Raw genomic sequence first — 12081 nt, 5'->3', positions numbered from 1 at the left:
TCGTTCAGCTCCCGAAGTATGTCCGTAGTTCCCTATAAAGATGATGCCGCCGGCAAGAAGTCGCAGGTAGCAAACATGTTCAACAGCATTGCTGGTAAGTATGACTTTCTCAACCACTTTCTGAGTGCCGGCACCGATATCTACTGGCGTCGCAAAGCAGTGGACGAGCTGAAGCAGCTGCGGCCGGCGCGCATTCTGGATATTGCCACGGGCACGGCCGATTTTGCCATTGAGACGCTCCGGGCGGCCACCAAAGATGCCCAGATTACGGGCGTTGATATCTCCGAAGGCATGCTGGAAGTAGGGCGCCGGAAGCTGGTCGCCAAAGGCCTAGCCAACCGCATTCAGCTGGAGCTGGGCGATTCAGAAAACCTGCCTTTCCCGGATAATTCCTTCGATGCCGTCACGGCTTCCTTTGGGGTACGTAACTTCGAGAACCTGCCCAAAGGTCTGGCCGAAATGTACCGGGTACTGCGCCCCGGCGGCAAGCTGGTGATTCTGGAATTCTCCAAGCCCACGGCTTTCCCCATGAAGCAGGCCTACAATTTTTATTTCCGGCACATTCTTCCCGTTTTCGGAAAGCTGATTTCCAAAGACCGCGCGGCCTATACCTACCTGCCCGAGTCGGTGCAGGCATTTCCGGATGGGCGCGATTTCCTGAATATCCTCACGCAAGTAGGATTTACTCATACTGCATGGCAACCCCTCACGTTCGGCATCAGCTCTATCTATACCGCCACCAAATAACCTGCTGGGCTCTGGCTGCTGCCAGTCTGCTGGCTTTCACAAATCCGGCCCAGGCACAAAGCCCCACCCGGGCCAAGCGCGGCCGGGGCGGCCAGGTAAAGTCCATCACCGTAAACAACCTGCCGGCCTATGATCAGAAATGGTTTCATGGCGGCTTTCAGTTGAACGCCAGTGCCACGCGCTACCGCATAGAGCAGTCTTCGCGAATTAATGCGCGGGAGGTTTCTTCCAATGCGCTGGTGGCGCCCAGCTTTGGCATCAACTTTATTGGGGATGCCCGTTTAGCCGATTTTTTTACCCTACGATTTACCCCAGGCGTATCATTTGCCACGCGGCGCATTGAGTATAAGGCCCTCAATTACTCGCCTAAAAGCGAGGATGATCCGGAAGAAATCAAGACCCAGGAAGTAGGAGGTACCATTCTGGAATTTCCGCTGCTGTTAAAGTTTCACTCGGAGCGCCGGCGCAACACCCGCATGTATGTAGTAGCCGGTGCGAAAGGCAGCTACAACGTTACCAACCGCCGCCAGGACCCCGAAACCAGCTACCTGCGCACTGATAACATCGACTACTCTCTGGAGTATGGTGTTGGGCTGGATATGTTTTATCCGTTCTTTAAGTTTGCGCCGGAACTACGCTTCTCCCACGGCTTGCCCAATGTGCTGCAGCCCGGCGAAGATGTATACAGCCGTAACCTGCAGCGTTTGCGCACGAATGCCGTAACGCTGTATCTGAATTTTGAATAACTCCTTTATGGCAGGAATTGCACTGATTACCGGCGCTTCATCAGGTATTGGGCGGGCTACCGCCGTAGCGCTGGCGCGCGTGGGCTATTCGTTGGTTATCACCGGGCGGCGCCGGGAGCGGCTGGAAGCACTGGTGAAGGAGCTGGCCCCTACGAAGGTTCACATACTCACTTTCGATGTGCGGGACCGGGCAGAGGTAGAAACAGCCATAGAAAGCCTGCCGGAAGAGTTCCGGGCAGTTGATGTGCTGGTAAACAACGCCGGCAATGCCCACGGCCTGGCACCCATTGAAAAAGGTGACCCCAAAGACTGGGACCAGATGATGGATGGCAACGTGAAAGGCTTGCTCTATGTAACGCACGCCATATTGCCGGGCATGACGGAGCGCAAGCGGGGCCACATCATCAACATCGGTTCTATTGCCGGCCACGAGGTGTATGCCAACGGGAATGTATACTGTGCGTCCAAAGCGGCCGTAGCTGCCCTGAGCAAAGCCATGCGGCTGGATTTATTGCCTTACAACATCCGGGTGGCCGAGGTAAACCCCGGTCTGGTTGCCACCGAGTTTTCGGAGGTGCGCTTTAAAGGCGACACCGACCGGGCGGCCACGGTGTACCAGGGCTACGAGCCCCTGCGGCCCGAAGACATAGCCGACCTGATTCAGTTTATGGTAACGCGCCCAGCCCACGTAAATATTGCCGAGGTACTGATCCTGCCTTCCGCGCAGGCCTCAGCTACCTTGGTTAAAAAAGAACTGCTGAGCTAATGCCCCAGCACCAAACAAAAAGGCCCCGCTACTTAGTAGCGGGGCCTTTTTGTTTGGTGCTAAATAGAGGGGTTTTTATCGGCGGCATGAAGCTGCCGTAGCACAGCGGCATTCAGCTCGTGCTTGCCATCAAAGGAAATAACCTGTGGCGTTGCGCCCAGCTTCTGCAGAAAAGCCTGCTGAGCTTCCAGGTCAGAAGCCGAAATGAACTCATCCCGGGTGCCGCAAACCAAGGAAAGAGGCACCCGCTGGGCTAAATGGGAGGCTACCGTAAAATCAACATCCGGCGGGAAAGCCCCGGCCCATAGGACCAACCGTTGGGGCCGAAAGGTGGCCTGCGCCAACCACCGGCTAACCGTAGCAGCACCCTGTGAAAATCCCAGCACGGTAATTTGCACATCAGCCGCACATTCCACCAGTACCGTTTCGGCCAGCTGATTGAGGTAGCTGATGTAGTCCGCTATTTCAGCCGTGCGGTCTTCCTTGGTCATCCAAGAGGCGCCGATGCGGCCACTGGTACCCTGCAGATAGAAGCGCGAGAGGCCTTCCGGCGCCACCACAACCAGGGTAGGGTCGGCGTCGGTGAGTGGGGTGAAGTGGCGAATGAAATACGCGCCCAATTGCCCGTAGCCGTGGCAGACTACCCACAGATGGCGGGTGTTTTCTGATAGCTCACCGGCCTGGTAATAGCGGGCGGAGCGGGTAACCGTAAGCCGGCGTTCCTGGGCGGTGGGCATAGCGGCTGCTAGGAGCGCGGGGGCAGGTCGTTGGCAGAAAAAGCGAAGGGCAGCAGGTCGCTCATGCTTTGAAAGCGGTAAATGCTGCCATCGGGGCCGGGCAGAAGCAACGGAATAGGTTGGCCCTGGCGGTGCTCGTACTCGGCCATTACCTGCCGGCAGGCGCCGCAGGAAGTTACGGCTACAAAGTCACCGTTTGCGGGCCGGGCGGCTACGGCCATGGCCTTTATGCGGCGCTTGGGCTGGCTGGCGGCTAGACCAAACAGGGCGGTGCGCTCAGCGCAAAGCCCGGAAGGAAAGGCAGCATTTTCCTGATTAGTACCCTGAAAAAGGGTGCCGTCATCCAGCAGTAGGGCGGCGCCCACATGAAAGTGGGAATACGGCGCGTACGCATCGTTGGTGGCGGTGCGGGCCGCCTGCCAGGTAGCAGCTTCGGCGGAAGAAAGTTCGGCTTCAGAGGCAAGTACCTCTACTGAGATGGTCAGGTGAAGCGGGTGGGCCATGGGCAGGCAAAAAAAACGTGCCGAAGCCAGATAGTGGCCCCGGTTGAGTAAGGGGCGGTGAATGTACTACATTTCCTGCTGACTTAATTGCGCCTGATGAATTAATGCCAATCCCCAATACAGGATATGGCGTGCCTGGGTCTTCAATTATGAAGCTCATAGGGATTAGCCAATATAAAAACCGCCGGATTGGGTAGATTTTAGTAGCATTGGCCATTATTTCCCACCCTGTTGTTTGGTATGACGCGCATTCTGCTTCTGGGGGCTGGCCGCTCCGCTTCCTCGCTCATTCAATACCTGTTACGCTATGCCCCCCTGGAAAACTGGCAGGTGAGCATTGCGGATGTCAACCCGGCGCATCTGGACCCGGTGCTGGCAACGCACAGCGCCTATGCGCAGGCTATTTCCTTTGATGTGGCCGAGGTAGAGCAGCTGGACGTGTTGGTGCCTGCGGCGGATATTGTTATTTCCATGCTGCCGGCGCTGTTTCACCCTCTGGTGGCCCAGGCTTGCGTGCGGTATGGCCGGCATTTGGTAACGGCCAGCTATGTGAGCCCCGAAATCCGGATGATGGAAGAAGATGCCCAGGCGGCCGGCGTGGCCCTGGTGATGGAATGCGGCCTGGACCCCGGCTTAGACCATATGTCGGCGATGCGGGCGCTAACCGAAATCCGCGAGCAGGGCGGGGAGCTTACTTCCTTTAAATCTTACTGCGGCGGGCTGATGGCCCCGGACTCCGAGGGCGCTAACCCCTGGAAATACAAGTTCACCTGGAACCCCCGCAATGTGGTATTGGCCGGGCAGAGCACCGCGAAATACCTGGAAAACGGCCACCCGCGCTTTATTCCCTACCAGCAGCTCTTTGCCCGCACCGAAATGCTGACCCTGCCGGGCTACGGCGATTTTGAAGGCTATGCCAACCGTGACTCGCTGAGCTACCGCCAGCCCTACGGCCTAGACAACATTCCCACCATTTTGCGCGGTACCCTGCGACGCCCGGGCTACTGCGCCGCCTGGCATGCCCTGGTGCGCCTGGGCCTCACCGATGACACCGTGCACCTGGGCAACTCCGCTGCCATGACGTGGCAGGAACTGATAGAAGCCTACCTACCCGCTGCCACCTCCAACAGCCTGCCTGAGCGGGTTGCTGCCTATCTGAATCTGCCGCCTCAGGGCGAAGAAATGACCCTGCTCACGTGGCTGGGCCTGTTTACCGACCGTACGCTGGACCTGCCGGATGCCACCCCTGCGCAACTGCTGGAGCGCCTCCTCACCGAGAAATGGCAGCTGGCCGCCGGCGACCATGACATGATTGTGATGCAGCATCTGTTCGATTTCACCCTGCATGGCCGGCAGCATCGGCGCACTTCATCGTTGGTGGTGCTGGGCGATGATGCTACCCACACGGCCATGGCCAAAACCGTGGGCCTGCCGGTAGGCATGGTGGTGCGCCGTCTGGCGAAGGGCCTGCTGCACCAGCGCGGAATCGTAATTCCAACGCACCCCGATATCTACGAACCCATTCTGGATGAGCTGGCGGCCGACTACAACATCCGGTTCGAGGAGCACGAATACGCTTTAAACTAACGCGGCGGGCTTCTTAAAAAGCCAGATAAAAATCGCGCAGCAATTCCCGGAACTCAGTGGAGTAGCCTTCGTCGGTACTTTGGTGAATAGCCAAGGCCTGCGTAGCTACCAGGCCGGCACTTTGGCCGAAGGTGGTGATGTGCCGCAGGGCTTTGCTGCCGGGGCGATGATGCAGGGTGATGCGGTGGCTGGGGTATAAGCCGGCCACTGCTGCTTCCCGTTCCAGATGCTGCATTTCCGGGGGAGGCAGCAGTATGGTGAGCTGCCCGCCGGGAGTGAGTAGCTTGGCCGCGCTGGCGCACAACGTGGAGAAGGGGAGGGTATCCGGGGTGGTATGCCGGGCCGTGGTCCGCGCCGCATCCGGCGACTGGAGCGAGTGCCGGAAGAAAGGCGGATTGCAGATGATATGATCAAAGAGGCCCGGGGCGGTGACCACATATTGCTGCAGACTGAGAACATGTATGCGCAGGCGGCTGGCCCAGGGCGAAGCCGCCGCGTTTGCGGCGGCCTGGTTGGCGGCCAGACTATCCAGCTCCACGGCTTCAATGAAAGCCTCAGGTGCCCGCTGGGCAGTCATGAGGGCCAGCAGGCCTGTGCCGGTACCAATATCCAGAATACGCTTCGCCGTAGCCAGGGGAGCGGTTGCGCCCAGTACGCAGGCATCGGTACACACTTTCATGGCGCAGGCGCCCTGCTCCACGCGGAAGTGCTTGAACTGAAACCAGGAGTTGGCCACGGAAAGGAACGGTATTAAAGAATGAGGCGCAGCTATCAGTAATAGCTGCTTGCGCTTGGCGCTGCTTTAAGATGCCCGGCGGGCCTCAATCAGCTCGTAGCCTTCATCAATGAGAAGCGGGCCCTGGGTGGCGCTGCGCACGGCCAGCTGGTCGCAACGCTCGTTTTCGGCGTGGCCATTGTGGCCGCGCACCCAACGGAACTGCACTTTACGCTGGCGGTAAATTTTCAGGAAGCGGCGCCAGAGGTCTTCGTTGGCTTTTTTGCCGAAATCGGGCTTCTTTTCCCAGCCAAACACCCAGCGCTTTTCTACCGAGTCGACCACGTATTTAGAGTCGGTGACCACCAAAATGGGAATGTCCGGGCGCGTTATGGCCTCCAGTCCCACTATAATGGCCAGCAGCTCCATGCGGTTGTTGGTGGTGAGGCGGAAGCCCTGGCTCAGCTCTTTTTCGTGGTGGCCATAGCGCAGAATAGCGCCGTAGCCGCCGGGCCCCGGGTTGCCGCGGGAAGAGCCATCGGTAAATAAATGAATCAAAAGGAAAGTGAAATTATAGGCAAGCGCCAGCCGGGCGCTTGCCAGGAGAAGTTAGAAGTTCTGTTTGAACAGCTTGATGGCAATTGCCAGCAGAATCACGCCAAATACGCGGCGCAGAATGTCTTCGCCGGCTTTGCCCAGCTTACGCTCAATCCAGTGGCTGCTCTTGAGCACCAGGTACACAAACACCAGGTTGGCTACAATGCCTACCAGCACGTTGGGCAGAGAGTACACGGCCCGCAGGGAAAGCAGCGTGGTCATGGTGCCGGCCCCCACGATGAGGGGAAACGCCAGGGGAACAATGGAGCCCGTACCGCCGGCCGTGGGGTTGTGCTTGAAGATTTCAACCCCCAGAATCATTTCCATGCCGATGAGGAAAATGATGATGGAGCCCGCCAAGGCAAACGACTGCAGATCAACACTGAACAACGCCAGAATGCTTTGCCCCAGAAACAGAAACACCACCATCAGCACCCCCGCCACCAGGGTGGCTAGCTCCGATTTAATGCGTCCCTCGCGCTGCCGGATCTGAATGATAATCGGGATGGAGCCCAAAATATCAATGATGGCAAACAGGGTAAGCGTGACGGAAGTAATTTCCTTGAGGCTGAACATAGGGTGAGATGGTGAACTAGTTAAGTGGTGCGTTACAGGGAAGGATAGCCAAGCTGAGGTGTTTACACCAACCAGTCAACTCACCATTTCCTCAGTTCACCATCTCACTGTTTAAGCGAAGTCCTTGGCGAAAAACTGCACCAGCTGCTCAAAGGCGGCGTCGGGAATGGCAGGGAAGTTGGCGATGCGCAGGCTGTTTGGTTTCCAGCTGCCATAGCCGTTGCCGAGCTGCAGGCCCTGGGTAAGGGCCCGGCGTTTAACTTCATCAATCAGGGCGGGCGGGCCTTGCAGCGCTACCACGGTGGTGGAGCGGGTTTCGGGGTTTTGCACCAGCGGGCGCAGCTGGGTAGCCTGATCGAAGTAGTCGTAGAGCTTGTTGGCGCGGTCGGTGAGGTGCTGGTGCACGGCCTTGATAGGCGGACGGTCCTGCAGCATGCGGCTCAGCAGGTAAATGCCCAGCACGTTGGGCGTGTGCGTGGTCTGGAAGTTGAGCATCTTCTCATACTGCGAAGCCAGGCTGTTATAGTGTGCCCGCTCGTTGATGTGCCGCAGGCGGTCCAGGGCCCGGGGCGAGAGCAGCATCACCGACAAGCCTGCCGGCAGCCCAAAGCACTTCTGCACCGAGGCAAACCAGATATCGGCCTTGATGTACTTCATCTGAATGCCGGCCAGCGAAGACGTGGCATCTACCGCCAGCAACGCATTGCCAATCCGGTTATAGAGGTTCAGAATAAAACCGTCGCGCAGCTGTGTGGCGTTGCTGGTTTCGTTCTGGGTGATGCACACCAGGTCCGTCTGGCTGTCGAGGGGCAGATTGGTGATGTTGGGCAGGTCATCGAGGCCAAACTGCATGCCCTGGGAGGCGGGGCGCAGGGCTTTGGCGTAGTCATACCACTTCTCGCCGAAGGCCCCGTTGTACAGGTGCAGGCTTTTGGTGGGCGTGAGGCTTTGAGTGAGGACTTCCCAGCATTCCGTAGCCGAGCTCATGAAGAACACGGTGTAGTCCTGCGGAACGTTGAGGCGGGTTTTCAGGTCCGTCACGGTCTGGCGCATCAGGCCGGTGAACCGCTCGCCCCGGTGCGGGGCCGAGAGCCAGCCTTCATCATAGGCATCCTGCAGGTACTGCCGCACCTGCGGATAAACCTGCGAAGGGCCAGGGTTGAATGTATACATAGAATAGGTGAGTCAGGAGGAAAGGAGAGAGGCTGCAAAGGTAAGCGGCCCAACCCGGCAATGCGAGTAAAACGAGCTGCGGCCCGTTATAGCATTCCGGCCGGAAACTATACTTTAAACCCCATGCGCTTGGGGCGCAGGCCATCAAAATACTGCAGCGCCAGGCGGTAGCTGTCCAGCTTAAAGCCACTGATGCTGCCCACGCAATGCCGGCCAAGGAGGCTTTTCTGGCGGAACTCCTCGCGGGCGTGCAGGTTGCTCAGGTGTACTTCCACCACGGGAGTATGAATGGCGGCCACGGCATCGGCCAGGGCAACGCTGGTGTGCGTGTAGCCGCCGGCGTTCAGCACCACGCCGTGGTAGGTAAAGCCTACTTCGTGTAGCTTATCAATCAGCTGGCCTTCGTGGTTGCTTTGGAAATGCTCCAGCGTCAGGTTGGGGAAGGCCTCAATCAGCTCGGGCAGGTAGTCTTCGAAAGAGCGGGTACCGTAGATGCCCGGCTCGCGCCGGCCCAGCAGGTTGAGGTTGGGACCGTTGAGAAGGAGAATTTGCATGGGAGAGGCGTAGGGACTTGGAGCGGCAGAACTGTAGCTTTGTAAGCCACAAGAACTGCCATGAGGTGGCCCAAGTTACGGGGTGGCCGCAGCTTTTATACCTGCCGGGGCCGCAAATACCCAAAATACTCTTCCTAAACTCCTAAGCTCCACGTTTATCCCGTGAACTGGTCTATCTACCTAAAACAATTCGAAGGCTATTTGCGGCTGGAAAAATCCCTTTCCGGCAACAGCATTGAAGCCTACGCGCGGGATGCAGCCAAGCTGCGCCAGTTCCTGGAAAGCCGGCAGCTCACTACCGCGCCCCAGCAGGTAACCACCCCTCAGCTGCGCCAGTTTCTGGCCTGGCTGGGCGAGCTGGGCATGAGCGCCACCTCGCAGGCCCGCACCCTCTCGGGCCTGAAGGCCTTCTATAGCTTCCTCATCATGGAAGACCAGCTCAGCATAGACCCCACCGACACGCTGGAAGCCCCCAAAACCGGCCGCAAGCTGCCCGATACGCTCAGCTACGAGGAAATAGTACAGCTGCTGGAGGCCATTGATATGAGCACCAACGAAGGCACCCGCACCCGGGCGCTGCTGGAAGTGCTGTACTCCTCCGGCCTGCGCGTGAGCGAGCTGACGGAGCTGCGCCTTTCCAATGTGTATGCCGACCAGGGCTTTTTGCGCGTCACCGGCAAGGGCAATAAGGAGCGCCTGGTGCCCATTGGGCGCGATGCCCTGAAGCACCTGGGTTTCTACCTCAGCGGTGTGCGCTGCCACCAGGATATTCAGCCCGGCCACGAGGATATGGTGTTTCTGAACAAGCGCGGGACCAAGCTTTCCCGCGTCACCATCTTCACCACCATTAAAACGCTGGCCGAAAAAGCGGGCATCCGCAAAACCATCAGCCCGCACACCTTTCGCCATTCCTTTGCCACCCACCTGATAGAAGGCGGCGCCGATTTACGCGCCGTGCAGGAAATGCTGGGGCATGAGAGCATCACCACCACGGAAATCTACACCCACCTGGACCGCGACTATCTAAAGCAGGTTATTACGGAGTTTCACCCGCGCAGCTAGCGGCGGGGCAGGGTAGTGGCATCCAGTTCCCGGCAATGCTGCAGCCAGTCCTGGGCCTGCGCTACATCATCAAACAGCTGCAGGTCAAAGTAAGGGCTGAAGTTGTGCTGCATGGCTATTTCCATGATAATGTGATAGGTATCCGGATGCGTGACGTGGGCCATGTGCCGCAGACCGTAGGTGGTAGCAATGGGGGCCCAGTGCTGCTCTATCCAGTGCAGGGTTTCAAACCACATAACCATCACGCGGCTATTGTCATTGAGCACGCACGATGGCCGCAACTCCCGCAATACTTCCAGGGTTTTTTGGGCGCCCTGCTTGGCTTCATCGGCCCCTAAAGACCCCTCCCAGGTTACCACCACGCAGTCGGCGGCGGGCTCATAGCTGATAGTGCAAAAACGGGGCTGGGCGGGCGAGCTGAGTTCCTGAATAATCATTCGGTTGGGATAAAGGCACGGGGCCTGTGCCTGGTATAAATCTTTTTGTTCTACGGGCACCACAATAGATTAGGGCATTGCCGCGCCCTACTTTTGCGGCGGTTTACGCTTAAAACAATAATGCTGGTCCGCCGTCTGACATCTTCGCCGCTTCTACTGGCACTTCTGGGCCTGCTTCTGCTTTTGATTCCGTTTCTGCTGGCCGGCTCGCACAGCTACCTGTTAATAGATGATAATCTGGATGCCGAGCTTTCAGTTCCCTATCTGCTGGCTAGAACGGGTACGGCCCTGAATTATCAGGCTTCAGCCATCATACCGCAGGTTATGAACGGGCTGCCGCGCAATGCCCTGCGGCCGGGGCTGAGCGTTACGGTGCTGATGTTTGAGCTGTTGCCCCCGTTGCCGGCTTACCTGATTCATATGGCCCTGGTGCGGCTGGCAGGCTTGCTGAGCATGTATGCCTTGCTGCGTTTTTGGCTGCTGCCCCAGCCGGACCAGCGCCCACTGGCCGCAGGGGTTGCCCTGGCCTGGGCCCTGCTCCCTATTTATTCTATCTATGGATTATCGGTACTAGGGCAGCCGGCCGTGCTGCTGGCGGTGCGGGCACTACAGCAGCGCCGCGCAGGCCTTTGGCCCTGGTTGGTAGTGCTGGCTTTCCCCTTTTGGTCGATGATGGTGCTGGCCGGGCTGTTTATTTTGGCGGGGCTGAGCGCGTGGCTATTTTACTCCGACTACCGGAGCCGCCAGGTTAGCTGGCGGGCCTGGGCAGGCATCGGAGTTCTGACCATCAGCTACGTAGTGGTGGAATATCCGCTTCTATCGGCTTTGCTGCAGCACCAGTTTATCCCGCACCGGCTGGAGTTTAATTTCGCGCAGTTAGCACCGCACACGTTGCCGGGACAGCTGCGGAGCACCCTGCAGCAGTTTCTGATGGGGCAGTACCATAGCAGCCTGTTTTTTCGGGGCCTGATGCTGATGACGGTTTTGCTCGCCGGCTGGCAAGCCCGCTGCAAGGCCACCTTTTTTCCATTCCGCACTGTCATCAGCCTGCTCTTGATTATTGCCGCGCTGGCTGTTTTCTGCGGGTTTTACCCGGCCTTTTTAGCCTTGGTGCAGCCCTTGGTTCCCCCGTTGCGGACCTTCAATCTTACCCGCTTTAGCTTCCTTACGCCGCTGCTTTGGTTTGTAGTGTGGGCAATTGCCCTGCGCGCGCTGCCGGCCGGGCGTAGCCGCGCTGCCCTGGTTGCCTTGCAGTTGGTATTAGGGCTGGCCATGAACCGCGAATGGACGCTAACGGTGCGGGAGCTGCTGGGCCGCCCTGCCCCGCACGAGCCCAGCTACCAGCGCTTTGTGGCCCCGGAGCTTTTTGCACGAATTCAAGCGGATATCCGGCAGAACACCGGGCAGGATCCGGCGCAGTATAGGGTGGCGTGTCTGGGTCTGCCGCCGTCTGTGGCGCAGCTCAACGGTTTTTATACCCTGGATAGCTACCAGAACAACTACCCGCTACCCTACAAGCATGCCTTCCGGCCCATTATAGCCGGCGAGCTGGCCAAAGACCCGCAGCTGCGCGCCTATTTTGATGCCTGGGGAAACCGCTGCTACCTGTTTGCCGCCGAGCTGGGCAAGAACTTCCGGGTAGCGGCCAGCCAGCACGCGCCCATTCAGCACTTTGCGTTCAATGCAAAGGCCTTTCAGCGCCTGGGTGGGCGCTACATTCTCTCTGCGGTAGCCCTGGCGCATCCTGGGCAATCCGGCCTTCGCCTCCGCGGCGAATACACCAATCAGGAGGCCTACTGGCACCTGTACGTGTATGAAGTAGCGCCTTAAGCAATTGCAAAAAAGCCGCGCCGGACGGCTTAAAAAGTATGGCTTACCGGA

The 12081-nt window shown here is 58.4% G+C and carries 14 protein-coding genes; 6 read left to right on the top strand and 8 right to left on the bottom strand.

What is annotated here, in order from left to right:
- Positions 1–18 precede the first annotated feature (18 nt).
- From ubiE to AM218_RS07295, 3 genes are read left to right on the top strand one after another with little or no spacing between them, the layout of a single operon-like run.
- Positions 19–747, top strand: coding sequence for a bifunctional demethylmenaquinone methyltransferase/2-methoxy-6-polyprenyl-1,4-benzoquinol methylase UbiE (ubiE, locus tag AM218_RS07305; RefSeq protein ID WP_054413235.1), 729 nt, complete (start codon positions 19–21; stop codon positions 745–747).
- On the top strand, positions 696–1493 hold the full coding sequence (porT, locus tag AM218_RS07300; protein WP_054413233.1) for a type IX secretion/gliding motility protein PorT/SprT: 798 nt from the start codon (positions 696–698) through the stop codon (positions 1491–1493). The genes ubiE and porT overlap by 52 nt, the downstream gene beginning before the upstream one ends.
- Before the next feature lie 7 nt (positions 1494–1500).
- On the top strand, positions 1501–2259 hold the full coding sequence (locus tag AM218_RS07295; protein WP_054413231.1) for an SDR family NAD(P)-dependent oxidoreductase: 759 nt from the start codon (positions 1501–1503) through the stop codon (positions 2257–2259).
- A 59-nt stretch (positions 2260–2318) separates the two neighbouring features.
- Here the strand turns inward: AM218_RS07295 and AM218_RS07290 are convergent, their stop codons facing one another.
- Complete coding sequence (locus AM218_RS07290) at positions 2319–2996, bottom strand: alpha/beta hydrolase (protein WP_054413228.1); 678 nt, start codon at positions 2994–2996, stop codon at positions 2319–2321.
- Positions 2997–3004: 8 nt separating this feature from the next.
- Entirely contained in the window at positions 3005–3499 is a 495-nt protein-coding gene (gene cdd / locus AM218_RS07285; protein WP_054413225.1) for a cytidine deaminase, read from the bottom strand.
- A 240-nt stretch (positions 3500–3739) separates the two neighbouring features.
- Between cdd and AM218_RS07280 the strand changes: the two genes are divergently transcribed.
- Complete coding sequence (locus AM218_RS07280) at positions 3740–5086, top strand: saccharopine dehydrogenase family protein (RefSeq protein ID WP_054413223.1); 1347 nt, start codon at positions 3740–3742, stop codon at positions 5084–5086.
- 13 nt (positions 5087–5099) lie between these two features.
- Here AM218_RS07280 and AM218_RS07275 read toward each other — a convergent pair whose 3' ends face one another.
- From AM218_RS07275 to aroQ, 5 genes are all read right to left on the bottom strand, one after another.
- On the bottom strand, positions 5100–5822 hold the full coding sequence (locus AM218_RS07275) for a tRNA1(Val) (adenine(37)-N6)-methyltransferase (protein WP_054413221.1): 723 nt from the start codon (positions 5820–5822) through the stop codon (positions 5100–5102).
- 66 nt (positions 5823–5888) lie between these two features.
- The gene (gene rnhA, locus AM218_RS07270; protein WP_054413218.1) at positions 5889–6359 is read right to left on the bottom strand and encodes a ribonuclease HI; all 471 of its coding nucleotides are present in this window, start codon (positions 6357–6359) and stop codon (positions 5889–5891) included.
- Between the two features lie 51 nt (positions 6360–6410).
- The gene (locus AM218_RS07265) at positions 6411–6974 is read right to left on the bottom strand and encodes a MarC family protein (RefSeq protein ID WP_054413216.1); all 564 of its coding nucleotides are present in this window, start codon (positions 6972–6974) and stop codon (positions 6411–6413) included.
- A gap of 111 nt (positions 6975–7085) precedes the next feature.
- On the bottom strand, positions 7086–8147 hold the full coding sequence (locus AM218_RS07260; RefSeq protein WP_054413215.1) for an aminotransferase class V-fold PLP-dependent enzyme: 1062 nt from the start codon (positions 8145–8147) through the stop codon (positions 7086–7088).
- Positions 8148–8254: 107 nt separating this feature from the next.
- Positions 8255–8701 (bottom strand): type II 3-dehydroquinate dehydratase, encoded by a 447-nt coding sequence (gene aroQ, locus AM218_RS07255; RefSeq protein WP_054413213.1) that lies wholly within the window; start codon positions 8699–8701, stop codon positions 8255–8257.
- Positions 8702–8863: 162 nt separating this feature from the next.
- On the opposite strand from aroQ, the gene xerD reads away from it, so the two are divergent.
- Positions 8864–9763, top strand: coding sequence for a site-specific tyrosine recombinase XerD (xerD, locus tag AM218_RS07250; protein WP_044513454.1), 900 nt, complete (start codon positions 8864–8866; stop codon positions 9761–9763).
- On the opposite strand, the gene AM218_RS07245 is transcribed toward xerD, so the two are convergent.
- Entirely contained in the window at positions 9760–10200 is a 441-nt protein-coding gene (locus AM218_RS07245; protein WP_054413211.1) for an STAS/SEC14 domain-containing protein, read from the bottom strand. The genes xerD and AM218_RS07245 overlap by 4 nt on opposite strands.
- Positions 10201–10320: 120 nt before the next feature.
- Between AM218_RS07245 and AM218_RS07240 the strand changes: the two genes are divergently transcribed.
- On the top strand, positions 10321–12030 hold the full coding sequence (locus tag AM218_RS07240) for a DUF6044 family protein (RefSeq protein WP_157547568.1): 1710 nt from the start codon (positions 10321–10323) through the stop codon (positions 12028–12030).
- Positions 12031–12081: the final 51 nt, after the last annotated feature.

Source organism: Hymenobacter sp. DG25A (assembly GCF_001280305.1).
Classification (GTDB): domain Bacteria; phylum Bacteroidota; class Bacteroidia; order Cytophagales; family Hymenobacteraceae; genus Hymenobacter.
The sequence above is the reverse complement of the archived record's forward strand: the minus strand, read 5'-3'. Positions and strand labels throughout refer to the sequence as shown.